This window comes from Amycolatopsis sp. NPDC049868, from assembly GCF_044461365.1.
Classification (GTDB): Bacteria; Actinomycetota; Actinomycetes; order Mycobacteriales; family Pseudonocardiaceae; genus Amycolatopsis.
This window is the reverse complement of record NZ_JBITKV010000015.1, coordinates 143,752-168,222: the sequence shown is the minus strand read 5'-3', so window position 1 is coordinate 168,222 and position 24,471 is coordinate 143,752. Positions and strand designations below refer to the sequence as shown.

The window sequence follows — 24,471 nt, the reverse complement described above, 5'->3', positions numbered from 1 at the left end:
CCGGGGATGTCCCGGCGCCCTTAGCCTTCGGCGTGCCGCTCCAGGCGTTCGTGGACACCCTGGGCGTCGAGCGACCCCGGAACACGAAGTGCTCGGGGGAACGCCCTGCGCCGCTCGGCCTTGGCCAGACAGTCCGGCACGGGGTGCAACCAGGCACCCCGGCCCGGTAACCGCCGACGTTCGTCGACGACCAACCGACCGTCCGCCGCGACCACTCGCAGCAACTCGCCGATCAAGGCCCGCTTACGGCAACCCACACAGGTACGAACCGGGACTTCCCGGTCATGCTGGAGGTCGGTTCCCGGCCGCGGGCTCTGAACCACTCGTAAGTCTAGCGCTTCGACCTTCACTCAGCCGAACCGGTTGCCGCGGCGGGCCGCGGCTGCCCGGCGTGTGCTTCGTCACCCTGCTCAGGGGCGGCGTCGCTGCGGATGTCGATCCGCCAGCCGGTGAGCCGGGCGGCGAGACGGGCGTTCTGCCCCTCCTTGCCGATCGCGAGCGAAAGCTGGAAGTCCGGGACGACGACGCGAGCGGTCTTGGCCCGCTCGTCGACGACCCGTACCGACACAACCTTCGCGGGCGACAGCGCATTCCCGACGAACTTCGCCGGGTCTTCGGAGAAGTCGATGATGTCGATCTTCTCGCCGGCCAGCTCGCTCATCACGTTCCGCACGCGCGCGCCGACCGGGCCGATGCACGCGCCCTTGGCGTTGACGCCGGGCACCGTCGAGCGGACCGCGATCTTGGTCCGGTGTCCCGGTTCCCGCGCGACGGCGGCGATCTCGACCGTGCCGTCGGCGATCTCGGGGACTTCGAGGGCGAACAGCTTGTTCACCAGCTTCGGGTGCGAGCGCGACAGCGTGATCTGCGGGCCGCGGTTGCCGCGCGAAACGGTGACGACGTAGGCCTTGATCCGGTCGCCGTGCTCGTAGGTCTCGCCGGGCACCTGCTCGATCGCGGGCAGCACGCCTTCGATGTCGCCGACCTGGATGACGACCATGCCTCGGGCGTTGGCGCGGGCGTCGCGCTGCACCACACCGGCGACGAGCTCGTTCTCCTTGGCGGAGAACTCGCCGAAGGTCTTCTCGTGCTCGGCGTCGCGCAGGCGCTGCAGGATGACCTGCCGCGCGGTGGTCGCGGCGATCCGCCCGAAGCCTTCGGGAGTGTCGTCCCATTCCTCGTCGGTCTGGCCGTCCGGGGTGAGGGTGTGCGCGAGGACGCGCACCAGCCCGCTCTTGCGATCGATGTCGATCCTGGCGTGCGGCTGGTGGCCCTCGGTGTGCTTGTACGCGGTGAGCAGCGCGGTTTCGATCGCTTCGATCACCGTCTCGAAGGGGATGTCCTTGTCCCGTTCGATCGCGCGCAGCGCGGCGATGTCGACGTTCACTTCGGCTCCTCCTTCGGCTCCGTGGTGGCGGCGTTCAGGGCCGACGCATCGGTTTCCAACAGTTTCAGGTCCTCGGCAGGTGGTTGCTTGAACTCGATCTCGATGACCGCCTTGGTCACCGAGGCGTAGGGGACGTCCCGGATCTCGCCGTCCACGAGCACGCGTGCGGACTTCTCCCCCGCGTGCCCGACCCGGCCGATGAACGCCGCACCTTCGGCCGGGGTGACCTTGACGAGACGGAACTTCGCGCGCCGCCAGTGCCGCCGCACGGTCAGCGGCCGGTCGAGACCCGGCGACGTGACTTCGAGCGTGTACGCGCTCGCGATCACGTGCTCGTTCTCGTCGAGCGCGGCGGAGACGGCGCGGCTGACGCCCGCCACCTCGTCCAGCCCGACGCCGTCGTCCCCGTCGACGACGACCTTGACCAGCTGGCGGCGGCCTGCCTGCTGGACCTCGAAGGAATCGAGGTCGAAACCCGCGGCCTTGACGGCTTCGGCCACGATGGGCTCCAGCCTGCTGGCGAGGTCGTTGGGCACGGTGGAGCGCTCCTGTTCGGCTGTGGGCGACCCGGCGGCGTGGATCCGGGTTCGGTAGTGGACCAGCTTATCCGGTCACCCCCGCGTGACGCGCGAGCGGCGGCCCCGCGCGGGGTACTGGCAGGATGGGGCGGCGTGACCGGAAGATCGACAGAGCCCACCTCGCCGAGCCGTCGCACTTTCCTGCGGATGGGAGCGCTGGCCGTGCTGGCCGTGCCGCTGGCGTCCGCCTGCTCCCCCGGCTTCGACGAAAGCCCCGACCCGCTGGGCCCGTTGCTGCGCGCGGCGGAGGCCGACGCGGCGGGCGCGAAGGCGCTGGGCGCCGAGGGCGAAGCGGTCGCCACCGCGCGGGCCGCGCACGCGGCCGCGCTCAAGACCGAGGTCGACCGGCTCAACCGGCCGAAGCCGGAGCAGTCCGGACCGGCGGAGAACCCGCCGTCGTCGGTGGACGGGCTCAAGGAGCGGCTCGCCCAGGCCCGCAAGCAGGCCGAGGGGCTCGTGCCTTCGCTGCCCCGCTACCGCGCCGGGATGGTCGCCTCGATCGCGGCGGGCTGCGCGGCGCTGCAACAGAGTTCGGAGAAGCTCGGCCGCGGCGACGACGCCGGACCGGTCGAAGTGCCCGCGGGGGTCCGGCTCGGCGGGGAGGCGGCGGAGGCCGTCCAGCAGGCGTTGGCCGCCGAACACGCGGCGATCTGGGTGTACGGGCTGGTCAGCGCATACCTGCCCGCGGCGTTCGGCGGCGCGGTGTCCCGGGGTACCGCCGAGCACGTCAAACGGCGGGACGTCTGCGAACGGATGCTTTCCGCGGCGGGCCAGACGCCCACCGGACCGGAGGCCGCGTACGTGCCGCCGAGGCCGGTGACCGAGGCGAACTCGGCGATGGAACTGGTGGCGACCGCGGAGTCGGACGCGTCCGCGGCCTGGCTCGGCGTGCTCGACCGGACCGACGACGCGGCCTTGCGGACGACCGCGCTGAACGCGCTGATCGGGTCGGCGCGGCGGGGGACGGCGTGGCGGGCCGAGTTCGGCGCGAAGCCGGTGGCGATCGCCATGCCGGGCCAGTCGGTCTGAGGCTCTTCGCGTCCCTTCAAACGCTAGGAAAGGACCGTTCCTTGCAAAATTTGCAAGGAACGGTCCTTTCCTAGCATCCGGAGGCGGAAGTTCCGGTCAGCGGCGCAGATCGCCCGAAAGCCGCAAAGCGTCGGTCGCGATCCGCTCCAGCACCGGCTTGTCCTTGTGCTTGTCGTAGAAGCCGGCCAGCACGATGGCCACCTCGGGCCCGGTGACGTGGGAGTCGTAGGCCGCGTCGTCCCCCGAGATCTTCGGGGCCCCTTGCGCCTTGTAGGTCCCGTCGCGCACCAGGTCGGACACGTTGCCCGTGCCGTCCTTGTCGGTCAGCGCCTTGAGCTGGGTCGCGGTGACCTCGCCCGGCATGGTGACCAGGACGACCGAGACCAGTGCCTTCTTCCCGCCGGTCTCGGTCGTGTACAGCGCCCGCGACAGGCGCGTGCACGGCGTATCGGTGAAGAACTTCTTGGTGTCGCCATAGGCCTTGCTCGCGCAGTCGGTGGTGACCTGCGGGCCTTCGACCAGCGTGTACTGGAATTGGCCGCTCTTCGACGGCGGGTCCGCGACCGGCGTCGGCTCCGGCTCGTGCCGGATCAGCCACCAGAGCAGGGCCGAGACGACCGCGATGGCGACCAGACCGCCGCCTTTGAGCGCCAGGGCCTTGGTGTCCCTCGGCGGCTTCGGCGCGGACGGCGGCCCGCCCGGCCCTGCCGGTCGCACCGGCTGAAGCCGGGCCGTTTCCGTCGGTCCCGGGGTAAATTGCGCACCAACCACGGGAACATACGGTAGTTCACGCCCGTCCGGCGGTTCACCTGAACGTGCTTATCACCCGTTCGACGTCGTCAGCCGTGTTGTAGAGATGGAAGCCGAATCGCTGCCTCCCGGCCCGGGTACCGGCCACGATGCCCGCTTCCGCCACCCGGCGGGCGTCTGCGTCGAGCGAGACGATCGCACTCCCCTGACCGGGTGAGCCGACCGCTTCGAGAAGGGAGTCGGCGAGGCCCACGCAGTGCGCTCGGACGGCCTCCAGGTCCAAGGACGCGAGGTAGTCGAGCGAAGCGGCGGCGCCGACGAACGCGAGCCAGGCCGGGGACAGGTCGAGCGACCGGGCGCCCTCCGCCAGGCGCAGCGGGAGACCGTAGACGGTCTGCCAGCGGTCCTCGCCCGCGTACCAGTTCGCGGCGACCGGCAAGGCCCGCTCCAGCACCCGCGGATGCACGGCCAGCCACGCCGCCCCGCGCGGCGCGAGCAGCCATTTGTAGCTCGCGGCGACCACCCAGTCGGCCCAGCCGAGGTCCAATGGCCGCCATCCGGCGGCCTGGGTGGCGTCGAGCAGGACCGCCGCGCCCGCCGCCTCGGCCGCGGCCCGGAGCGCGGCGAGGTCGATCTGGGCGCCGTCCGCGGACTGGACGACGCTGACCGCGACGAGGTCGTGCCCTTCGACGCGCTCGGTCAAGTCGGCCAGCGGGACTTCTGTGACCTTCACGCCGCGATACGCCTGGGCCGCGAACGGGAAGGTGACGCTCGTGAAGTCGTTCGCGGCGACCAGCACACTGGCGCCGTCGGGCAGTCCGGCGGCCACGTTCGCGATCAGCTGCGAGACGGACGCCCCGATCGCGACCCGTTCCGCGGGGACTCCGATCAGCGCGCCGAAGCCCGCCCTAGTCCGCGCGACAGGTTCGTCGAAGTCGGCCGGACGGGCCTCGCCGCGCCGCCACCGCTCGACCGCCTCCGCCACCGCGTCGGCCACGTGCGACGGCGGGATGCCGATGCTGGGCGTGTTCAAATATCCGGGCGGGACGGCGAATTCGGCTCCGAAGGTGTGCATGCCACCGAGGTTAGTGAGATTCCGGGAGCAGGGCCGCGACGTCGGCGTAGGACGGCGGGGTCAGCGGGAGTTCCCCGCCGTCGCGCACGGCCTCCACCGTGCGCAGCGTCGCGGCCAGCGCCATCCGGTACGGCAGCGACCCGAGGCTGATCCGGGCGACACCGAGCCCGGCGAGCCCAGGGACGGTGACCTTGCCGGGCAGGAACAGCAGGTTCACCGGCACTCCGACGGCCTTCACCAGCCGTTCGACGTCCGCGGCCTCGGCGAGCCCCGGCACGAACACCCCGTCGGCCCCGGCGTCCACATAGGACAGAGAGCGGTCGATCGCGGTGCCGATGTCGGGCGTTCCCAGCCAATGCGTGTCCGTGCGGGCGTTGACGAAGAGACCGGGAGCGCGGTCCTTCGCGGCCGCGATCTTGGCCGCGTGCCGCACAGGGTCGCCTAGCGCGTCTTCGAGATTGATGCCCGCGACGCCGGCTTCGGCGAGCTCCGCCGCCAGCGCGCCGACCTCGCCCGGGTCTTCGCTGAACCCGTCGGCGAGGTCGACGCTGATCAGCGCGTCCAGCCCGGCGAGCCGCCGCGCCAGCCGGACGGTGGCGTCCTTCGAGGACGGCGCGCCGTCCGGCTCGCCCTCGGCGGCCGAGACCCCGAGGCTCGTCGTGCCGAGCGCCGGGAAGCCTCGCGCGGCCAGGAGGGCGGCGGTGCCGAACTCCCACACGTTCGGCAGGAGCAGCGGGGAACCGGGGACGTGCAGTGCGGCGAATGCGGTCATGGCACGACGGTAACCACCCGATGCTTCGGTGACGGCCGAAACGTCAGGCCCGTTCCAGGAAGGGCGTCAGCAGCTCCGGCACGGACTCCTCCGCGAACAGCAGCCCCTGCTCCTCCCCCGCGTCGTACACCGAGTACGCCCCGGAACCGGCGGCCGTGGTCGCCACGACGGTCAGCAGACCCTTGCGCCGCTGGAAGATCGACTGCTTCACCGTCCAGCCGATCACACCGTCGCGCTCCAGGGCGAACGTGCTCCGCCGCACGGTCCCGTGCCGCCCGACGAGGTACTTCCCGGTGATCCCGTGCCCGAGGTTGCGATAGGCGTCCAGCGCCAGCAGGACCGACGCGGGCAGCAGCACGACGCCGAGCGCGGCGCCGATCACCAGCAGGACGCCGGTCAGCAGGAAACCGAGGATCGCGAAGATCGCCAGCAGGACCACCACCGAGCCGATCCACCAGCGCAGCAGCCGTCCCCGCGCGGCGCGCGGATGCCCGGTGAGCCGGACGGCTTCGGTCGGCGAGACCGGTTCGCGCAGTACCGCGGCGGCGACCCGGTTGGCCGTCGCGACCGGCGCGGCGGGCAGAAGTGTGTGGTAGTCGGTCTTGTCCTTGTCGTCGCTCTGCCGCATACCGGTGGCGATCGCGTCGACGCGCGCCGCGCCGGAGATCCGGTTCCCGAGCGGCTCGACGAGGTCGATGCCGCGCATCCGGCGTTCCTCGATCGAGATCGAGCGCGTGGTGAACAGGCCCCGGCGCACCCGGAGCGTGCCGCCGGGTTCGCGGTCGAGCCGGTAGTTCCACCACATCTCCACCCACAGGCCCAGCGCGCCGATCAGGCCGACGACCATCGCGATCGCCAGCAGGATCAGGATCGCCACCACCAGCGGGATACCGCGGAACAGGCCGATCACCCAGTCGATCAGGCCTTTCTGCAGGCCCGCCCATTCGGAGACCTGCATGAGCCCGCCGCCCGCGGCGAGCCCCAAGGTCGGCGTGAGGAACGACATCGGCGCGTAGCGGATCCAGCTCCGGTCGAGTTCCGCGAGCGGCGCGTCCTCGTCGGTCTCCGCGATTTCCGCGCGGCGCAACAGATCCGCGCGCAGCCGTTCGGCTTCGGCGCGCGAGACGGGGTTGAGCTTGATCCGGCCCTGCCCGCCCGACTCGTGCGAGCCGGTGCCGATGGTCACCACCGCCACGCCGAACAGCCGGTGCAGCGGGTTCGCCGTCAGATCGACGTTGCGGATCCGCTCGCGCTGCAGGGATTTCCGCGAGCGGAAGACCAGCGTGAACGCCGTCTCCAGGCGTTCCGGCGTGACCCGGTAGCGAACCCCCTTCCAGTAGAAGAGGTCCGCCAGCACGCCGCCGGCGACGAGGACCACCCCGCCGGCCACGACCCAGGCGAGCGCCACCCAGAATCTCGCACCGCCGCCCACGATCGCGGCCGTGGTCGGGATCGCGGCACCGACGGCCGCGCCGGTCATCATCACCGCGGTGACGGCGAGCGTCCGCTTGTCGAGTTTGCTCCAGCCCTCGAATTCGCCCGAGGTCATGTCGCGTCCCCTGGCGTCGCCTGCGTCGTTTCGGTGAGCTGTTCCGCCAGGCTCGCGGCCAGTTCGTGGTCGAGCCCGCGGATCTTGACCGCGCCTCGCGCCGACGCCGTGGTGACCGTGACGGTCGCGAGCTTGAACACCTGCTGCAGCGGCCCGCGCAGGGTGTCCACGGTCTGGATCCGTGACATCGGCGCGACGCGCCACTCCTGCCAGAAGAACCCGGAGCGCGCGTACACCGCCGTCTCCGTGACCTCCCAGCGATGCACCTTGAACCACCAGAGCGGCATCGCGATCACCCAGACGAGGCCCATCACCGCGATCACCACCGCCGGCGTCAGCAGCCAGAACCGCGCGGGCGCGATGAGCAGCCCGAGCACCACCAGCACCAGCACCGGCGCGCCCCAGAAAAGCGTTCCCTGCAGCCGCCACCAGCCGACGACCCGCTGGTCCAGCGCGTTCCGCGGCGGCCTCAGCCGCACCTTCCCCCGTTCGGCTTCCACCGAGTTCACCCCCGAGCTCGTTTACAATGCGATCGCATCGTAATAGCGTGGGACAGTAGTGGCAATGCGATCGCATTGCAAACGGCGGAACGGATGGTGAAGGTGCCGAAGCAGGTGGATCACGCCGCGCGACGCGTGGAGATCGCCGAGGCGCTGACGCGGCTGACGGCCACGCGAGGCCTCGAAGGAGTCAGCCTGCGGCACGTCGCCGCCGAGGCGGGCATGTCGATGGGGTTGGTGCAGCACTATTTCAAGACCAAGGACGAGATGCTGCTGTTCGCCGTCGAACGCCGATCGCAGGTGTACGAAGAGCGCATCAAGGCTCAGCTGGAGGCCGGCGAACTGCCGTCGACACCCAAGGCCATCATCCGCGCGATCATGCTCGAGATCCTGCCGCTCGACGAGCGCCGCCGCGGCGACTGGCTGATGGGCGTCGCGTTCTTCATCCGCTCGATTTCCGACCCCTCCTTCGGGGTCGCGCTCACCGAAGGCGTACCGCAGCTGTTCGAACTGTTCGCCGTGCTGATCCGCCAGGGCCAGGACGCGGGCGATGTCGACAAGTCGGCCGATCCGATGCACGAGTCCGCGATCCTCTGGGCGCTCGCCGATTCGCAGGGCACCAACATCGTGATGAAGCACCGCACGCCGGACGAGGCGGTGTCCACTGTGGACTACCACCTCGACCGGCTGTTCGGTCAAGCGGTGAGCTGCCCGTCGTAGTTCTTGCGGGCGTCGAGCACCTCGCCCATGTGGACACGAGCCCATTTGTCGAGCATGTCGAGCGGTTCGGCGAGGTTGCGGCCGAGCGCGGTCAGCTCGTACTCCACATGCGGAGGGATCTCCGGGTACGCGGTGCGCGTCAGGATCCCGTCGCGGACGAGGCTGCGCAGAGTCTGGGTGAGGACCTTCTGCGAGATACCGCGCACGCGTTTGCCGATCTCGGTGAACCGGAGCGGGCCGTCGCCGAGCACGCCGACGATCAGCACGGTCCATTGGTCGCCGATGCGGTCGAGCAGCGCGCGGGTCGGGCAGTCGGGGTCGTACGGGTTTCCGAGCACGTGACCTCCTCACTCTCCCGGGGAGAGTAACACGCCTAGCGAGAGGGGGCGGGCTGCATCAACGCCTCGAACAGCAGGATCAGATGACGGCGGCCACGCTCCCAGCGCGCCTCCAGTTCGGCCTGGTCACGGGTCGCCCAGCTGGCGATGAGGATGCCGCGGACGACGTCCATCGCCGTGTACACCGCGTGCAGGAACTCCGGATGCGCCGAATGGTCCGGCAGCAGTGCCTTGCCGAACTCGACCAGGCTGCTCGTCGCGATCGGCTCGACCACCGCCATCTGGGCGCGCAGTTCCGCGTCGGTCCGCGACGCCACCCACAGCTCGACGGTCGCCGAGAAGACCGGGCCCTGGTGCATCTCCCACAGCAGCTGCAACGCGTCCCCGACCGGGTCGGCCGAGGCCTTGAGCCGGTCGATCTCCGCCATCGCGACCTCGGTGCGCTTGGCCGCGAGATGCCGGATCGCGGAGGTGACGAGGTCGGTCTTGGTCGGGAAGTGGTGCACCTGCGCGCCGCGGGTCACCCCGGCGCGATCCGCGACGCGGGTGGTCGTGGTGCCCGCGTAGCCGTACTCGACGAGACAGTCGATCGTGGCGTCGAGCAGCCTGACGCGCATCGCAGCGCTGCGTTCCTCCTGCGTGCGTCGTGGGGCTGCCATGCGCCTACTTTATGGTGCGCCGCGCGAAGCCCGCGCCACGAGGCTCTCGACCATGCGCCCGATGAAGTGGCCGAGGAACCGGCGATAGAACCAGCCGGTGCCCGGGATCTTGGCGGTGAACGTGGAATGCCAGTGGATCCCGGTGCCGTTCCGCTCGGGGGTGAGGTCGACGTAGGCGCGGTAGTCCCGTACCGGGAGCCCCTTCTTCAGGGAGTAGCCGAAGCGTTTGCCGGGTTCGAGCGCGATGACCTCTTCGCAGCTGTTGACGCCGTTGGTGCTGAAGACGCCGATGGCGCCGAGACCGTTGTCGTCCCCCTTTTCGAGCAGGCGGAACGCGCCCATGGGCGACCAGTCGGGCCAGTGCTCGCGGTCCACGAGGAGGGCGTAGACGGCTTCGGGGCTCGCGCTCGTGTGGCCGTGGACGGAAATGCGCTGGATCTTCGCCATACGTTCTCCTCAGCGGGGTTCGTGCCAGGGGAAGCCGTCCGGGGCGGCGGCCGCCCTGGCGAGCAGCTCCGCGTCGACGTGGCCGTGGACGTCGCCGAGGAAGGGGAAGTCCTCCGGCCGGACGGTGAGTTTGGCGACCGGCCGGACCGGTACCGGGCTGGCGGCCTGGGTCGGCCGGATGTCCCCGTCCGCCGGTTCCAGCTCGAACGTCGCGGCGGGCAGCAGATATACCGTGCCCGCCCGCCATGGCCGTCGTGCCAAGGCGGGCGCGCTGATCGAGAAGTGATAGCGGGCCTCACCACCGGCCCGCACGCACGCGTTGCACATCGACACGGGCGCGCTGTCGCGGTCGAGGATCGCGTAGAACATCGGCCAGATCCCGTCGGCCGCCGCGAACACCGCGTGACGGCTTCCGAAGTCCGTGATGTCCGGCGGACGGCGCGGAACGAATTCGGCGATATCCGGGTCGCCCGAGCCATGCAGGACGAAGTCCGCGCGGTCGGCGACATGGCACAGGAACTGCCATTTCGGAGCGTCGACGTGATAGCCGGCGGGCCGGTCGGGGCCCGCCGCGATCGCTTCGTCCAGCATCTCGTCGAACCGCTCACGCAACGCGGCCGACGTCGGCATGACCGGCCGGCGCAGCCAATAGTCGGGCAGGCTCATGACGCCGACCTTAGCCACGCGACACCCTTCCCCTCGCGCATTCAGAGGACTAAACGCGGGCGATGGGCACCGAGAGCGAAGTCCCGCCCAGCTCGAACGTCACCCGTGCCCCGAGCGCGGGCAGCGCCGGATCGAACATGTCCCCATCGGTCCCGCCCAGGACGAGCGCCAGCCGATGCCCCGCCGGGGCGACGTGGTCGAGGCTGCTCAGCCGGAACGTCATCGTGTACGCCTTGCCCGGCACGAGCGGTTCACCCCGCCACAGCGACCGGTGGTGGCCGAGGTCCGCCCAGCCGGTCGCCACGATCTGTTTGTCCACAGTGGTCAGATCGGCGACGGTGTCGAGGAAGCAGCCGGTGTCCGCGGCGGTACCCGCGCCCCAGCAGGAGCGGGTGGTCAGGTTCTTCGTGCCGAGCGCGGGGAACTTCGTGTTCCGCACGGTCGCGGGCCCGTAGTCGACCAGCACCGCGCCGAGCCGCGCGCTCGGCTTGTCCGAACGGGCGGTCACCGTCACGGTGGCGGTCCCGGCGACGCGCGTGTCCGCCCGCATGGGTTCACCTGCGAAGACGACCCGATCGGGGCTGGGCCGCGACGGGTCCTCCACCCACTGCGACGCCCCGCGCGCCGGATCGTCGGTCACCGACGCCGTGCCTGCCGACGGGCGATCCCCCAGCCCGCCCTGCACCGACGGCCACAACACGCGCGACCGCGTGACAGGCGGCCAGCGGCGTTCTTCGGTCCAGCGGTCCGGGGCGTGCTCGATCCGGATCGCGGGTTCGGTCTCGACACCGTTGCGGACGCTGAGCAGCCAGCGGTCGAACCAGCGGTGCAACGTCCGCACGAACAGCGACCGGTCGAGGTCGAACGGGTCGACGTGCGCCGCCTGGTGCAGCCACGCCTTGCGTGGCACACCGTAGGCGTTCAGCGCCTCCCACCATGGCCCGAACTGGATCGGGTTGACGTTGAGATCATGGAAGCCCATGGACGCGAAAACGCTCGCGCGCACCTTGCCGGTCTTCGCGACGAAGTCGAGCCCGCGCCAGTACTCGTTGAAGTTCCCGTCCGTCCCCGCGCGCCGCGCGTTGTCCTCTTCGAACGGACGGCACAGCTTCTCGGCACGCTCGTTGTAGAACCCGGCACCGCCCGCCCAGCCGAAGTAGGCGCCGTGGGAGTTGTGGACCTCGTAGTACGAACTGACCCCCGCGATCGGCACGATCGTCTTCAAACCCTCGATCCCGGACGCCGCCATCCCGATCGCCGTCGCACCGTCCTGCGACTTCCCGATCGCGCCGACCGATCCGTTCGCCCAGCCCGCGCGGACCCGCTCGAACCCGAACGGCGTGCGGAAGGCCTGCGCGCGTCCGTTGAGCCAGTTCACGACGCCGTTGCCGGACGCGACGTCGTCGAAGCACCCGGAAGAGCGATTGGTGCCCCCGACGTCGACCAGGACGACCGCGTATCCGCGCGGGACGAAGTAGTTGTCGTAGAAGAGCGGGAACTGCGACGGCGTGCCGTCGGGGAGGTACGTCTTCGGCTGCCGCTCGTTGCCGCGCCCGACCTTTTCGAAGTACGGGCTGACGTCCATGATCACCGGAACGCGCTGCCCGCGGGCGGCCGGTTCCGCCGGGCGGATGATGTCGGCGGCGACGCGATCGACCTGCCCGTCGCGATCGAGGTCCTGGCCGGTCTCCACCCAGGCGGTCTCCCGGATGGCCTTCTCGTAGGAGAACACCGGCTCGCTGACGCCGTCACGCAGGACGAACGCGGGTGAAGCGACCGCGGGTGCGGCGGTGAGCAGCAGTGTCGCCACGACGGTGGCGGTCAAGGTCTTGAGCCCCATCGTCCGAGTATCGCTTACCAAACCCGAACATTTCCCCCACATTCCTCGTATCCGGCCGCGCCACGCTCTTCGCATGCTGAAACACACCATCGCCGTCTGCCTCACCGCGGCCGGTCTCATCGTGCTCGCCCCCGCCGCCTCGGCCCAGGCACCGATCACCCTGAGCCCCGAAGAGTCCCGAACGCTGTGCGCCGAATGGCTGCCCAAGCTCACCCAGCGCACCACGAAGCTCACCGAACGCATCAACGGCGGCCCCGAGGTCCGCGGCTCGGTCGCGAACCTCAAGGCCAGGGCCGAGGGCCAGCGCAAGAAAGGCCACAACGACACCGCCGACAGGCTCCAGCAGCGTGCCGACAAGCGCAGTGGACGGATTCCCGAACTCACCGCGGCCAAGCAGAAGCTCGACGCGTTCGCCGGCGCGCACTGCGAGGCGGGCAAGTGAAACGCCTCCTGGCCGCGGGCTTGACCGCGCTCGCGTTGTTCGGCACGGCCGCGTGCACGGACGACGAGCCCGCGTCGAGCCCGGCGCCGGGCGAGCTGAGCGACGTCCAGCACACCCTCGACTCGATCGAGCAGGACATGGCCGGCGACCCGGCCCCGTGACAGGATCGGCCGGTGACGACACAACCGGGACGCGGGCTGGTGCTGGTCGTCGAGGACGACCCCGCGATCGCCGAACTCGCCTCGCTGTACTTGCGGCGGGACGGGTTCGGCGTGCACGTGGAGGCGGACGGCGGCACGGCACTGGCCACGATCCGGCGGTTGCGCCCGGTCGCGATCGTGCTCGACATCGGACTGTCCGGAATGGACGGTATCGAGATCTGCCGGACCCTGCGCGCGGACGGCGACTGGACGCCCGTGCTGTTCGTGACCGCGCGCGACGACGAACTGGACCGCTTGCTGGGCCTGGAGATCGGCGCGGACGACTACCTGACGAAACCGTTCAGCCCGCGTGAACTCTCGGCGCGGGTCCGGACCGTGCTGCGCCGGGCCGCCGGGGCGCCGTCGCCGGCCGAGACCTACACCGCGGGCGGCGTCCGGGTCGACGTCACCCAGCGTCGTGTCTGGGCCGGGGGCACCGAGATCGCGCTGACGTCGACCGAGTTCGATCTGCTGACCCATCTGGCGCGACGGCCCGGCCAGGTGTTCAGCCGCGAGCAGTTGCTCAGTTCCGTCTGGGGGTACGCGGCGTCGGCGGGCACGCGGACGGTCGACGTCCACATCGCCCAGCTGCGCGGGAAACTGGGCGAGCACAGTCCGATCAGGACAGTCCGCGGGATCGGCTACGCGGCGGACGCCGGATGAACCGGACGTCGCTCGCGCTGCGGATCACCGTGGTGTGCCTCGCGATCGCCGCGGTCGCGGTGGTGGTCGCCGGCCTGGTCGCGGCCCGGCTCATCCGCACCACCGGCACCGACGTGCTCCGGCAGTCGCTTTCGGCGCAGGCCGACGTGGTCGCGAGCCAGCTCGACGAGACCGGCATCGGGAACCGGCTCGGCGTCGGCAAGGTCGCCGAAGTCGTGCGCGGGCAAGGGATCGACGTCGTCGTCCGCCGTCCGAACGGGACACTCGGCGGCGCGGGAACGGAGGCGGCGATCGCCGCCGCCCGGACGGGATTCACGCGCTCGGGCACGGTGTCGGTGGAGGGCAAGCAGTACCTCGTCGAAGTCCGCACCGTGGGCACCAAGGGGGCCGCGTTCGCGCTCGTCCAGGCGACGGAGATCGGCGAGGCCCGCGGCCGGACGCTGGTCCGCAACATCGTGCTCGCGCTCGGCGCCGGGCTGGCGGTCGCCGCGATCGCGGGACTGGTGCTGAGCCGGATGCTGTCGCGGCCGCTGCGCCGGGTCGCGTCGGTGGCGAGCGGGATGCGCTCCGGGCGGCGTGACCTGCGTGTTCCGGTGGAAGGCCCGTCCGAGGTCGCGGACGTGGCGAAATCGGTCAACGAACTGGCCGACGCCCTGCGGTACAGCGAGGCGCGGCAGCGTGAGTTCCTGCTTTCGGTGTCGCACGAACTGCGGACGCCGCTGACCGCCGTCACCGGATTCGCCGAGGCGATCGGTGACGGCGTGGCCGAAGGCGAGGACGCGCGCCGCGCCGGGCAGACCATCCATCGCGAAGCGGAACGGCTGGAACGCCTGGTCAGCGATCTGCTGGAGCTGGCTCGGCTGGGTGCGGACGAGTTCAGCCTCGACGCGGCACGGCTCGATCTCGCCGCGCTGGTGGACGAATGCGCGGACGTCTGGCGGCTGCGCTGTGCGCGGCAGGACGTCACGCTGGTGGTCGAGCGGCCGCCCGGCGAGGTGCCGGTGATCGCCGATCCGCGGCGGCTCCGCCAGGTCGTCGACGGGTTGGCCGAGAACGCCCTGCGCGTGACCCCGGCGGGGGCGCCGATCGTGTTCTCGCTGGTCGCGGCCGACGGCCAAGCCCGGCTGGCGGTGCGCGACGGCGGGCCCGGCCTGGCGCCGGAGGACTACCCGGTCGCGTTCGAGCGCGGGGTGCTGAACCGGCGCTACCGCGACAGCCGCCCGGTCGGTTCGGGTATCGGGCTCGCGCTGGCGCACGGCCTGGTCACCCGCATGGGCGGCACGCTGACAGCGGGCCCGGCGCCGGAAGGCGGAGCCGCGTTCACCGTGGCCCTGCGGTTAGGGTGAGCACGTGGAGATGTTGCACCTGCGGTATTTCGTGGCCGTCGCCGAGGAGCTGAACTTCTCCCAGGCGGCCCGGAAGCTGCACATGGCCGCCTCCCCGCTGAGCCAGCGCATCAAGGACCTCGAACACGAACTGGGCCACAAGCTGTTCGACCGCAGCACGCATCACGTCACGCTCACCGCGGCGGGCTCGGCGCTGCTGCCCATCGCGCGGGACGTCCTCGAACAGGTCAACGCGATCCCCTGGCGCTTGGAGGAAGCGGTGAAACCCCGGCGGAGCACCGTGTTCGTCGGTATCCCCGCCGGCGTGCACCCGGCCCTGCGCGAACGGGTCAAACGGCTCGAAGAACGCTGTCACGACCGCTTCGAACTCAAACGCTGGCCGGGTACGACCCCCGATCTGGTCGCCGCGGTGCACGAGGGCAAGCTGGCGTTGTCGCTGGTCCGGATGCCGGTGACCGATCCCGCGCTGGAGATCGTCCCGGTGCAGGTGGAGCGGCTCGGCGCCGTCGTCCCGGCCGCCCGGTTCGCCGGACGGGAGACGGTGGACATCGCCGAATTGCGCGATCTGTCCTATATCCCGTCGGCGTCGGCGAGTATTCCGGCCTATTCGGACGATATGGACCACACCCTGTCGAAAGCGGGCATCAAGAAACGGCTCAAGGTCGGCGGAACCGAATATTCGGGCATTTCCGAATTGGTGGCGAATGGTTCGTCGTTCTCGATCACGATGCTCGATCCGGCCAGCCCGATGCATCTATTCCTGGTCGACGGCGCGACCATCCTGCCGTTCGCCGATTTCCATCCTCAGCTGGAGACCGCCCTGGTCTGGCGGCGCGACCGCGCCGAGCAGGGCGACCTCGCCGAGCTGGTGGCCGGGGTGCGCGAGATCTTCGCCGAACCGCTTTCGACATAAATGGTATGACCACCGCGGTCATACCATTCTTCGTTTCTTGATCATTCCCTTTATCGCTATTCGCGCCTAACTTCGGTTGTAGAGCGAACAACGGCGAAGGGAAGCAAAATGACTCACACCGCCACCGGACCACTGGACGGCGTTCGCGTGATCGACCTCTCGACGGTCGTCATGGGACCGTACGCCGCGCAGATCCTCGGCGATCTCGGCGCCGACGTGATCAAGATCGAGTCCCCCGCCGACACCGTGCGGGTGGGCAGGTTCCGTACGACGCCGGGCATGACCCCGCTCAACCTGAACGTGAACCGCAACAAGCGCAGCGTCGCCCTCGACCTCAAGGACGAAGAGGAACGCGAGCAGGCGCTCAAGCTGATCGACACCGCCGACGTGCTGATCACCAACATGCGTCCCGGCGCGCTGAGCAGGCTCGGCATGAACTACGCCGACCTCGCCGCGCGCAACCCCGGCCTGGTCTACGCCCACGCACAGGGCTTTCGCGGCGACTCCGACCGCGCGGGTCACGCCGCCTACGACGAGACCGTGCAGGCGTCCTCCGGGCTGGTCGACGTCGCGAACCGCGCGCTGGGCAAGCCGGTCTACCTGCCGACGATCATCGGCGACAAGGTCTCCTCGCTGACCATCGCCTACACCGTGCTCGCCGCGCTGGTGCACCGCGACCGGACCGGCGAGGGCCAGCGGGTCGAGATCCCGATGACGGACACGCTGATCGCGTTCAACCTCGTCGAGCATCTCGCCGGGCACGTCTTCGAGCCGGCGGAAGGCCCGACCGGCTTCGGCCCGTCGATGAACCCCGGCCACCAGGCGGTGCACACCAAGGACGGCATGGCCTGCGTGATCCCTTACAACCCGCAGAACTTCCGCGACTTCTTCCACGCCGCCGGACGGCCGGAACTGGCCGAGGACCCGCGGGTCAACGGCGACGCGATCGACGGCGCCGACCACGAGGCGCTGGCCGGGATGATCGCCGAATGCGCCCCGGCGCTGACCACCGAGGAGTGGACCGAGGTCTGCGCGAAGCACAGCATCCCGATGGCCCCCGTCCTCGAACTCGACACCGCGCAGGACGACGAGTACGTCCGTGACGGCCACCTGCTCGACGTCGTCGAGCACCCGAGCGAGGGCTCGATCCGCACCATCGGCATCCCGGTGAAGTTCTCCGCGACCCCCGGTTCCGTCCGGCGCCTGGCTCCCCTGCCGGGTCAGGACACCGAAGACGTGCTGCGCGAACTCGCCACCATTCGCTGAGGAAGAAACCATGAGCACCGACGAAGTACGCACGGAACGGGTCGGCGGCACGCTGCTGATCACGATCGACCGGCCGCAGGCCCGCAACGCGGTGAACGCCGCCGTCGCGGCAAGCCTTGGCGAAGCGCTGGACCTGCTGGAGTCCGATCCCACGCTGCGGGCTGGAGTCCTGACCGGCGCGGACGGTTCGTTCAGCGCGGGCATGGACCTCAAGGCGGCGCTGAAGGGCGAGTCGCCCGAGATCCCCGGCCGCGGTTTCGGCGGGCTGACCGAGGCCGAGCTGTCGAAGCCCCTGATCGCGGCCGTCGAAGGCTGGGCCATGGGCGGCGGGTTCGAGCTGGCGCTGGGCTGCGACCTGATCGTCGCCGCGGAGGACGCGAAGTTCGGGCTGCCCGAAGTGAAACGCGGGCTGGTCGCCGCCGGTGGCGGCGTGATCCGGCTGCCGAAGCGGATCCCGTATCACCTGGCGATGGAGTTCCTACTCACCGGCGAACCGATCGGCGCCGAACGCGCCGGAAGCCTGGGCCTGGTGAACCGGGTCGTCTCGAGCGGCGAGGCCGCCGCGGTCGCCCTGCAGCTGGCCGAGCGGATCGCCGCCAACGCTCCCCTGGCGCTGGCACTGGTCAAGAAGATCGTCCGCGCGGCGGACGGCGTCCCCGACGCGCAAGCGTTTGCCTCCCAGCGTTCGGAGCTGCCGGCGCTGATGAAGACGGCCGACGTCCGCGAAGGCATGCAGGCCTTCGCCGAGCGCCGCGCTCCACAGTGGACTGGAGAGTGAGATGAAGCGGCAAGACGTTCTCCGGCATGTGACCACCCCGCTCGCGAACCCCGCGTACGCACCGGTGGTGCCGCGCTTCACGAACCGCGAGTACCTCAACATCGTCTACCGCACCGACGCCGACGCCCTGCGCGCCGTCGTGCCGGAGCCCCTGCGAATCGACGAGCCGCTCGTGCGGTTCGAGGTGATGAAGATGGGCGACGTCAGCGGTTACGGGCCCTACACCGAGTCCGGGCAGGCGATCCCGGTGAGCTTCGAGGGCGAGCGCGGCGAGTACCTGCACGCGATGTACCTCGACAACTTCCCGGCCACCGCGTCCGGCCGCGAGATCAGCGCCTACCCGAAGACCATCGGCTCGCCGGAGCTGTTCGCCGAGAACGGCGCGCTCGTCGGGACGCTCGACTACGGCAGCCAGCGCGTCGCGACCGCGACCATGGGCTACAAACACCACCGGCTGGACGTGCGGGAGGCCGAAGCGCAGATCACCGTCCCGACGTTCATGCTCAAGACCATCCCGGACTACGACGGTTCGCCCCGGGTGTTCGAACTGGTCCGGACCGAGATCACCGACGTGACGGTCAAGGAAGCGTGGACCGGACCCGCGCGGCTGCAACTGTTCCAGCACGTCCTCGCCCCGCTCGCCGATCTCCCGGTGCTGGAGGTCGTTTCCGCGAGCCACATCCTCACCGACCTGACGCTCGCCCCGGTCAAGCCGGTCTTCGACTACTTGAAGGGAGCACGGTCATGACTTTCCGCACCGCCGCGGTGATCGGCGCGGGCACCATCGGCCTGTCGTGGACGGCCTTGTTCGCCGCGCACGACATCGAGGTCCAGGTCTCGGATCCGCGGCCGGATCTCGCTGACGCCGTCGCAGACGCGCTGGAGGCGTTCGCCCCGCATCTCGGCCGTACCGTCGCGGACCTCGCCTCTCGCGTCCACCTCGCCGCCGACGTCGCGGAGGCCGTCCGCGACGCGGATGTGGTGCAGGAGAACGGACCCGAGAACGTCGAGTTCAAAAAGGACCTGTTCGCGACGCTTGTCCGCGAAGCACCGTCTCACGCGCTGCTGCTCAGCTCGTCTTCCGCGATCCCCTCGACGGCGTTCGCGGTGGAGCTGGACGACGCGTCGCGAGTCCTCATCGGACACCCGTTCAACCCGCCGCACCTGATCCCGCTGGTCGAGGTCGTGCCCGGTGAACGCACCAGTGCCGAGTCGGTCGAGCGGGCCGTGGAGTTCTACCGGTTCGTCGGCCGCACTCCGGTGGTGGAGCGCAAGGAGATCCCCGGGTTCGTCGGCAACCGGCTGCAGAACGCGCTGAGCCGCGAGGCGATCTACCTGGTGGAACAGGGCGTCGTGTCACCGTCCGAACTGGACGCGGTGATGACGAACTCGCTCGGCATCCGCTGGTCGGCCGTCGGGCCGTTCCTCGGCTCGCATCTGGGCGGCGGCCCCGGCGGCTACCGGCACATGGCCGAGCACATCGGCAAGTCGATGAAGAAGATGTGGGCCGGCCTCGGTCAGCCTTCGCAAGACCCCGAAGAACAGGAACGGCTCATCGAAGCCGTGGAATCCGCTTACGGCTCCTCCACGTACTCGGAACTCGCCGAGACGCGCGACCGCAAGCAGCTCGCGGTGCTGTCCGCTTTGGACAGTGCCGCCAGGGAGGAGAACTGACATGACCGCCGACTTCTACGCCTACGAGGACCTGCTGCCGGAGGAGGAGCGCAAGCTGCTGCTCAAGACGCGCGACTTCATGCGCACCGAGGTCAAGCCGCTCGTGAACGAGTACTGGGCCAAGGGCGAGTTCCCGCACGAACTCGTCGGCAAGTTCCGTGAACTCGGCCTCGCCGGGCTGCCCTACGAGGGTTACGGCGAACACCTTCCGGCCACCAGCCACCTGCTCAGCGGCATGATGGCGATGGAGATGACCCGCACGGATCCTTCCGTGGCCACGTTCTTCGGTGTCCACAACGGACTCGCGATGTACAGCATCTACTCCGGCGGCGACCAGGAACAGCGCGACCGCTGGCTCCCGTCGATGGCGGCGATGGACAAGATCGGCGCCTTCGCGATGACCGAACCGCTCGGCGGTTCCGACGTCGCGGGCGGCATGCGCACCACGGCGCGGCGCGAGGGTGACACCTGGATCCTCAACGGCGCCAAGAAATGGATCGGCAACGCGACCTTCGCCGACCTGGTCATCGTGTGGGCGCGGGACGAGGAAGACAACAACGTCAAGGGTTTCGTGGTCGAGAAGGACTCACCCGGATTCGTGCCGGTCAAGATCGAGAACAAGTTCGCGTTCCGGATCGTGGAGAACGCCGAGATCACCCTGACCGACATCCGGGTGCCGGAGGCGAACCGGCTGCAGGGCATCGGCTCGTTCCGCGACGTCGCGGAGATCCTGCGCGCGACGCGGGGCGGCGTGGCCTGGCAGGCGCTGGGCGTGATGATCGGCGCCTACGAACTCGCGCTGGACTACGCCAAGGAGCGCAAGCAGTTCGGCCGTCCGATCGCACGGTTCCAGCTGGTGCAGGACCTGCTGGTGAAGAGCCTCGGCAACATCACCGCGTCGTGGGGCATGCTGGTGCAGCTCGCGCGGCTGCAGGACGCCGGGATCTTCAAGGACGAGCACTCGTCGCTGGCGAAGGCGTTCGTGACCTCGCGGATGCGGGAGGTCGTCGCCTGGGGCCGCGAGATCTTCGGTGGCAACGGGATCGTGCTGGACAACGACATCATGCGGTTCTTCACCGACGCCGAGGCGATCTACTCGTTCGAAGGCACGCGGGAGATGAACACGCTGATCGTCGGGAAGGCGATCACCGGCCAGAGCGCCTTCGTGTGACCTGAGGGCCAAGTCCGTGAAGGCCTCCTTCCCTACTTTGAGGGTAGGGAAGGAGGCCTTCACGGACTTGCGGCTAGCGGTACTTCTTGCCGCAGGCGTCCTGGGTGCCGGAGGAGAAGCCGTCGCGGAAGGCGGCCACCCTGGCGAACCCGGCAGGCAATGTCCGGCCCCGGACGTCCGCGGCGATCAGGCTGTTCCGCGTCAGCATCTCGGCGATCGCCTCGTCGAGATCGCCCGGCGACAACGTGAGCGCCCCGCCGTCCGCGAGCGTCGAGGCCCAGAAGCCGGTGAGACAAGCCGTGCGCTGCGCGGCCACCGGCCCGTCGAGCCGGAACCCGCCTTCCTGCTGGACCGCGAGGGTGTAACGCGACGCGACCTCCGCGAACGCGGCGAAGTCGCCGATTCCGCCCTGCCGCCCCCTGCGCGGCGGGGTCCCGATGCGGACGAGACCGTCGAGGTCGAGGTTGATCTGGTTGGATTCCGAGCAGTACGACGCGAGCGCGTCCTCCGTCGTCACGCCGCAGGCCGCTCCGGTGATGAGCGTCGGCGGGGTGGCCGCGAGCCGGAAGGCCCGCCGCAGGCTGGTGGTGAGGTCGGCCAGGGCCTGGCGGTCGTCGAGGCGGACGTTCGCCGCGGCCGAACCGAATCCGCCCTGTGTGCTCCGGCCTTCGATCTCGCGCTCGTCGATCTTCGCGCACCGGGCGGGCCCGTCGGTGAAGCCGAACTGGAACGCGGAAACCCGGTCGAACGCGTTGCCGTGCGCGCCGTCGTCGTCGAAGGCGACCCCCGCGGAGTCCCGGATCTGGAACAGGGCGGTGAGCACCTCGTTGAGCCCGCGACCGGTGGAGACCTGGAACATGGGCGACTTGCCCTCGGCGACCCAGCGGAGGTACGCCCCGGTGTAGCAGTCGGCCTGCTGCTCCTTGACGATCGACGGCGCCGCGGCCGGCAGGCCCAGCCGGAACTGGACGGCGTGGCCGACCTCGTGGGCGAGCACGGCCATGACCGCCGCCGGGCCGAGGGAATCGTTGAGCATCGGCAACAACTCCCCGCGGTCCCACGCGACGACGTCTTCTCCCGAGCAATAGAAGGCGTTCACCAGCCCGGCGGTCGAGGCACCGCAGATCTCGCGCCCGCGGCCGCCCGAGTCGTAGGAGACGAGAGTGGTCAGCGGCCGGAAGTCGCGGTCGAAGGTCGCGGGCAGATGCTCGCGCCAATACCGCTGGACGTCGGCGACGGCGTTGGCCGCGAGCCGGTCGATCTCGCCGCCGTCACCACCGACGACCGGAAGTCCGGCGTCGACCACGCCGGGTTTGAGACCGCTGGGGCCGTCGGTGATCTCGAGCCCGGCGACCCGCGTCGGGTCCACCGGTTGTGCCGCTCCCCCTACAGTCGCGGCACAACCGGTGAGACAGAGGGAAAGGCTCACCAGAACCGCCCAGCCAGACCGACGCTTCATCACACCGTTCCCGTCTCTGCTGTCTGTCAACCGAAGAAGAGCGAACCGACCGTGTCGTCGAACTTGAGCTTGGCGAGGTCCCTGACGTCACCGTCGATGACGAGAGACTTGCCCTTGCAGCCCTTTTCGGACCACAGCTTGACCGAGCCGGAGGCGGAGACCGACGACGTCACGTCCGGCCGGGCGACGTCCCGGCAGCCCTTGCCCGCGAGCCCCTGCGACGGCTCGTCGTCGCTGAAGTTCTTGCCGTCGAAGAGAATCGCGCTGGAAGCCGGCTTCTGCGGCGGTGTCGTCTCCTCCGGCTGCCCGCTCTGCGCCTTCTGCCCGTTCGGGGCGAGACCGAACCACGTTCCGCCGACCCCCTGTCCGAGCGTGTCACCGGGTTTGGTGTCCTTCGCGAACCGGTAGGCGGGCCAGCCGCCGACGGTCAGCTGAAGGGTCCCGTCGTCTCGCTTGACCGTGCCGACGGCGGATTTCCGGATCCCGGCAAGGAAAACCTTGCTGCTGGGAGTGACGAGCACCGGCGGCCAGGTCTTGGCGCATTCACCGTTGCAGGTCGACTTCGGCGGCTTCGCGGTGTCCTTGTCGAAGCGGTACAACGTCAGGCCGGCGCCGTTGACGACCACCGGATCGAGGTTTCCCGCCTTGGAAGCCTTGAGCTGCACCCATTTGCCTGCGACGTTCTTGTCCGCGGTGTTGGCCGTGCCGTCGGAACCCGTTGCCCAGTCACCGGTCTTGGGCTGCGCGTTGTTGGCCTTCGCGGTCCCGGCGAGGAAGGACAACTCCTCGGAGACCTGCTCGACCGGCGCATGTTCCGTCGGCAGCGCGGTGTTCTGCGTGCCGCAGGCGGCGAGTGACAACGCCCCGGCGGTGACGAGCACGGCGATCGGCAGAACTCGGTTGCGAAGCATGCTTCTTTCTCCCCTGCACCCTTGGGTTCCAGGCTCTCTGGAACTCCCCTACGCCATCGACACGGACGATGGCTCGGTGCGGTTCAAAAGAATCTTGGGAGAGTTTCCGGGCACCTACTCGCGGCGGCCGGGAAGCCTCAGTTCACACAGCCGGCCGTCGCCGGCGGCACGGAAGACTTCGACGACGAAGGCGGAGCGGCGATCGAAGAAGTGGCCGCCACCGGCTTGATCCCGATCCCGCCGGTCGAGTCCCCCACCGCGGCGACGGTCGTCGCGTTCAGCGCGGACTTCACGAACGCCTTCACCTCGGCCGGATCGACCTTCACCGCGTCGCCGTCGGACGGAGTGGGCAGGGAAAGGCTCTGCACCGGGATCGTCTGGAACTTCAGCGCCCCCGAGCTCATCCCCCGCAACTGCTGCGCGAAGCTGAGCACATCCCAGCCGCGGTCGAGCACGACCGATCCCTGGATCGCGCCGATCAGGGAGCTCAGCCTGGTGGGATCGGTGAAGGTCCCGGCGTCGAGGACGGTCTTGGCCATACTCGACAGGAACGCCTGCTGCCGCGCGATGCGGTCCAGGTCGCTGGGCAGGCCGTGCCGCTGCCGCACGAAAGCGAGCGCCTGCGGGCCCGACAGCAACTGCTTGCCCGCCGGGAAGGACGCACCGGAGAACTTGTCCTGCACGGGCGCGTTGAGGCAGACCTCGACACCGCCGACGGCTTCGCTCAGCGCGGAGAAGCCGGCGAGGTTGACGGCGGCGTAGTGGTTGATGGACAGCCCGGTGAACTGCTCGATCGTCTGGATCGTGAGCTTGGCGCCCGCCTCGTTGGCCTTGACCTCGAGCTGCGGACCGGACAGCCCCTGGGCGCGCAGCGTGTTCATCGCGGCGTTCTTGCCGCGGCTGTACGCCGAATTGATCTTGTGCTTGCCGAATCCGCCCGCGATGTCCACATAGGAATCGCGTGGGATGGAGATGGCCGTCGCACCCGCCCCGCCCGCCGGGATGTGGACCACGATCATGGTGTCGGTGGTGTCGCCGCCGTCGTCGCCGCTTCCGGCGTGCAAAGCGTCGAGGACGTTCTGCGGCAACGGGTTCCCGTTGGTGTCGGTCCGGGAGTCGATTCCGACGAGCAGGATGTTCTGCGCCACCTTCAGCGGTTCACCCGCCGGGCCGACGGGCACCTGCGCGGAGGGGGCGATCACGTCGGCCGTGACGATCGCTCCGTCCAAACGGCTCAACTGGGTCCACGCGAAACCCGTGACCCCCAGTACGGCCGTCGACACCAGGCCCAGTGCGACGCGGCCGCCGATCCGCCGTCCTCGCGACGTGAGCAGCACG

Annotated in this window: 28 protein-coding genes; 12 read left to right on the top strand and 16 right to left on the bottom strand. The window is 69.8% G+C overall.

Features of this window, described 5'->3' with window-relative positions; all coding sequences use genetic code 11:
- Window positions 1-20: 20 nt before the first annotated feature.
- Genes ACIBTM_RS39970 through rimP form a run of 3 tightly spaced genes read right to left on the bottom strand, consistent with a single transcriptional unit; the run spans window position 21 to window position 1,923 of the window.
- A complete protein-coding gene (locus ACIBTM_RS39970; RefSeq protein WP_395882339.1) occupies window positions 21-323 on the bottom strand; it encodes a YlxR family protein in 303 nt (100 codons plus the stop codon).
- Window positions 324-346: 23 nt separating this feature from the next.
- On the bottom strand, window positions 347-1,387 hold the full coding sequence (nusA, locus tag ACIBTM_RS39965; RefSeq protein WP_395882338.1) for a transcription termination factor NusA: 1,041 nt from the start codon (window positions 1,385-1,387) through the stop codon (window positions 347-349).
- Window positions 1,384-1,923, bottom strand: coding sequence for a ribosome maturation factor RimP (gene rimP, locus ACIBTM_RS39960; protein WP_395882337.1), 540 nt, complete (start codon window positions 1,921-1,923; stop codon window positions 1,384-1,386). Before rimP ends, nusA begins: the two co-directional genes overlap by 4 nt.
- Window positions 1,924-2,058: 135 nt before the next feature.
- Here rimP and ACIBTM_RS39955 point away from each other — a divergent pair, with 135 nt between their 5' ends.
- A complete protein-coding gene (locus ACIBTM_RS39955; RefSeq protein WP_395882336.1) occupies window positions 2,059-2,994 on the top strand; it encodes a ferritin-like domain-containing protein in 936 nt (311 codons plus the stop codon).
- Window positions 2,995-3,090: 96 nt separating this feature from the next.
- Here ACIBTM_RS39955 and ACIBTM_RS39950 read toward each other — a convergent pair whose 3' ends face one another.
- The 5 genes from ACIBTM_RS39950 to ACIBTM_RS39930 form a co-directional block, all read right to left on the bottom strand.
- Complete coding sequence (locus ACIBTM_RS39950) at window positions 3,091-3,711, bottom strand: hypothetical protein (RefSeq protein WP_395882335.1); 621 nt, start codon at window positions 3,709-3,711, stop codon at window positions 3,091-3,093.
- Window positions 3,712-3,799: 88 nt separating this feature from the next.
- Window positions 3,800-4,819 carry an aminotransferase class V-fold PLP-dependent enzyme gene (locus tag ACIBTM_RS39945; RefSeq protein WP_395882334.1) on the bottom strand — a complete coding sequence of 340 codons (1,020 nt, stop codon included), beginning with the start codon at window positions 4,817-4,819 and terminating at the stop codon, window positions 3,800-3,802.
- 10 nt (window positions 4,820-4,829) lie between these two features.
- Complete coding sequence (locus ACIBTM_RS39940; protein WP_395882333.1) at window positions 4,830-5,591, bottom strand: isocitrate lyase/phosphoenolpyruvate mutase family protein; 762 nt, start codon at window positions 5,589-5,591, stop codon at window positions 4,830-4,832.
- A gap of 43 nt (window positions 5,592-5,634) precedes the next feature.
- A complete protein-coding gene (locus ACIBTM_RS39935; RefSeq protein WP_395882332.1) occupies window positions 5,635-7,140 on the bottom strand; it encodes a PH domain-containing protein in 1,506 nt (501 codons plus the stop codon).
- Window positions 7,137-7,649, bottom strand: a complete 513-nt coding sequence (locus tag ACIBTM_RS39930) for a PH domain-containing protein (RefSeq protein ID WP_395882331.1) — start codon at window positions 7,647-7,649, stop codon at window positions 7,137-7,139. The genes ACIBTM_RS39935 and ACIBTM_RS39930 overlap by 4 nt, the downstream gene beginning before the upstream one ends.
- A gap of 84 nt (window positions 7,650-7,733) precedes the next feature.
- Between ACIBTM_RS39930 and ACIBTM_RS39925 the strand changes: the two genes are divergently transcribed.
- Window positions 7,734-8,360: a TetR/AcrR family transcriptional regulator gene (locus ACIBTM_RS39925; RefSeq protein ID WP_395882330.1), complete on the top strand. Its 627-nt coding sequence runs from the start codon at window positions 7,734-7,736 to the stop codon at window positions 8,358-8,360.
- Here the strand turns inward: ACIBTM_RS39925 and ACIBTM_RS39920 are convergent.
- The 5 genes from ACIBTM_RS39920 to ACIBTM_RS39900 are packed head-to-tail and all read right to left on the bottom strand — an operon-like array spanning window position 8,336 to window position 12,310.
- Window positions 8,336-8,698, bottom strand: a complete 363-nt coding sequence (locus ACIBTM_RS39920; RefSeq protein WP_191254618.1) for a helix-turn-helix domain-containing protein — start codon at window positions 8,696-8,698, stop codon at window positions 8,336-8,338. The genes ACIBTM_RS39925 and ACIBTM_RS39920 overlap by 25 nt on opposite strands.
- Before the next feature lie 35 nt (window positions 8,699-8,733).
- Window positions 8,734-9,315: a TetR/AcrR family transcriptional regulator gene (locus ACIBTM_RS39915; protein ID WP_350578546.1), complete on the bottom strand. Its 582-nt coding sequence runs from the start codon at window positions 9,313-9,315 to the stop codon at window positions 8,734-8,736.
- Window positions 9,316-9,366: 51 nt separating this feature from the next.
- Window positions 9,367-9,804, bottom strand: a complete 438-nt coding sequence (locus tag ACIBTM_RS39910; RefSeq protein ID WP_395882329.1) for an SRPBCC family protein — start codon at window positions 9,802-9,804, stop codon at window positions 9,367-9,369.
- 9 nt (window positions 9,805-9,813) lie between these two features.
- Entirely contained in the window at window positions 9,814-10,470 is a 657-nt protein-coding gene (locus ACIBTM_RS39905; RefSeq protein ID WP_395882328.1) for a hypothetical protein, read from the bottom strand.
- A gap of 49 nt (window positions 10,471-10,519) precedes the next feature.
- Window positions 10,520-12,310 (bottom strand): CocE/NonD family hydrolase, encoded by a 1,791-nt coding sequence (locus ACIBTM_RS39900; RefSeq protein ID WP_395882327.1) that lies wholly within the window; start codon window positions 12,308-12,310, stop codon window positions 10,520-10,522.
- 73 nt (window positions 12,311-12,383) lie between these two features.
- Here ACIBTM_RS39900 and ACIBTM_RS39895 point away from each other — a divergent pair, with 73 nt between their 5' ends.
- The 10 genes from ACIBTM_RS39895 (at window position 12,384) to ACIBTM_RS39850 (ending at window position 20,763) form a co-directional block, all read left to right on the top strand.
- Window positions 12,384-12,752, top strand: a complete 369-nt coding sequence (locus tag ACIBTM_RS39895) for a hypothetical protein (RefSeq protein ID WP_395882326.1) — start codon at window positions 12,384-12,386, stop codon at window positions 12,750-12,752.
- Window positions 12,749-12,913: a hypothetical protein gene (locus tag ACIBTM_RS39890; RefSeq protein ID WP_162836901.1), complete on the top strand. Its 165-nt coding sequence runs from the start codon at window positions 12,749-12,751 to the stop codon at window positions 12,911-12,913. The genes ACIBTM_RS39895 and ACIBTM_RS39890 overlap by 4 nt, the downstream gene beginning before the upstream one ends.
- A 12-nt stretch (window positions 12,914-12,925) precedes the next feature.
- Window positions 12,926-13,615 carry a response regulator gene (locus ACIBTM_RS39885; RefSeq protein WP_395882325.1) on the top strand — a complete coding sequence of 230 codons (690 nt, stop codon included), beginning with the start codon at window positions 12,926-12,928 and terminating at the stop codon, window positions 13,613-13,615.
- Window positions 13,612-14,961, top strand: coding sequence for a histidine kinase dimerization/phospho-acceptor domain-containing protein (locus ACIBTM_RS39880; protein WP_395882324.1), 1,350 nt, complete (start codon window positions 13,612-13,614; stop codon window positions 14,959-14,961). Before ACIBTM_RS39885 ends, ACIBTM_RS39880 begins: the two co-directional genes overlap by 4 nt.
- A gap of 4 nt (window positions 14,962-14,965) precedes the next feature.
- Entirely contained in the window at window positions 14,966-15,874 is a 909-nt protein-coding gene (locus ACIBTM_RS39875) for a LysR family transcriptional regulator (protein WP_395882323.1), read from the top strand.
- A gap of 108 nt (window positions 15,875-15,982) precedes the next feature.
- Complete coding sequence (locus ACIBTM_RS39870; protein ID WP_395882322.1) at window positions 15,983-17,140, top strand: CaiB/BaiF CoA transferase family protein; 1,158 nt, start codon at window positions 15,983-15,985, stop codon at window positions 17,138-17,140.
- A gap of 10 nt (window positions 17,141-17,150) precedes the next feature.
- Window positions 17,151-17,918 carry a crotonase/enoyl-CoA hydratase family protein gene (locus tag ACIBTM_RS39865; protein WP_395882321.1) on the top strand — a complete coding sequence of 256 codons (768 nt, stop codon included), beginning with the start codon at window positions 17,151-17,153 and terminating at the stop codon, window positions 17,916-17,918.
- A gap of 1 nt (window position 17,919) precedes the next feature.
- Window positions 17,920-18,666 (top strand): acetoacetate decarboxylase, encoded by a 747-nt coding sequence (locus tag ACIBTM_RS39860; protein WP_395882320.1) that lies wholly within the window; start codon window positions 17,920-17,922, stop codon window positions 18,664-18,666.
- Window positions 18,663-19,592: a 3-hydroxyacyl-CoA dehydrogenase NAD-binding domain-containing protein gene (locus ACIBTM_RS39855; RefSeq protein WP_395882319.1), complete on the top strand. Its 930-nt coding sequence runs from the start codon at window positions 18,663-18,665 to the stop codon at window positions 19,590-19,592. Before ACIBTM_RS39860 ends, ACIBTM_RS39855 begins: the two co-directional genes overlap by 4 nt.
- 1 nt (window position 19,593) lies before the next feature.
- Window positions 19,594-20,763 carry an acyl-CoA dehydrogenase family protein gene (locus ACIBTM_RS39850; RefSeq protein ID WP_395882318.1) on the top strand — a complete coding sequence of 390 codons (1,170 nt, stop codon included), beginning with the start codon at window positions 19,594-19,596 and terminating at the stop codon, window positions 20,761-20,763.
- A 73-nt stretch (window positions 20,764-20,836) separates the two neighbouring features.
- Here the strand turns inward: ACIBTM_RS39850 and ACIBTM_RS39845 are convergent, their stop codons facing one another.
- From ACIBTM_RS39845 to ACIBTM_RS39835, 3 genes are all read right to left on the bottom strand, one after another.
- Window positions 20,837-22,252, bottom strand: a complete 1,416-nt coding sequence (locus ACIBTM_RS39845; RefSeq protein ID WP_395882317.1) for a neutral zinc metallopeptidase — start codon at window positions 22,250-22,252, stop codon at window positions 20,837-20,839.
- Window positions 22,249-23,133 carry a hypothetical protein gene (locus ACIBTM_RS39840; protein ID WP_395882316.1) on the bottom strand — a complete coding sequence of 295 codons (885 nt, stop codon included), beginning with the start codon at window positions 23,131-23,133 and terminating at the stop codon, window positions 22,249-22,251. The genes ACIBTM_RS39845 and ACIBTM_RS39840 overlap by 4 nt, the downstream gene beginning before the upstream one ends.
- 137 nt (window positions 23,134-23,270) lie before the next feature.
- Window positions 23,271-24,470 carry an LCP family protein gene (locus tag ACIBTM_RS39835; RefSeq protein ID WP_395882315.1) on the bottom strand — a complete coding sequence of 400 codons (1,200 nt, stop codon included), beginning with the start codon at window positions 24,468-24,470 and terminating at the stop codon, window positions 23,271-23,273.
- Between the last annotated feature and the right edge of the window lies 1 nt (window position 24,471).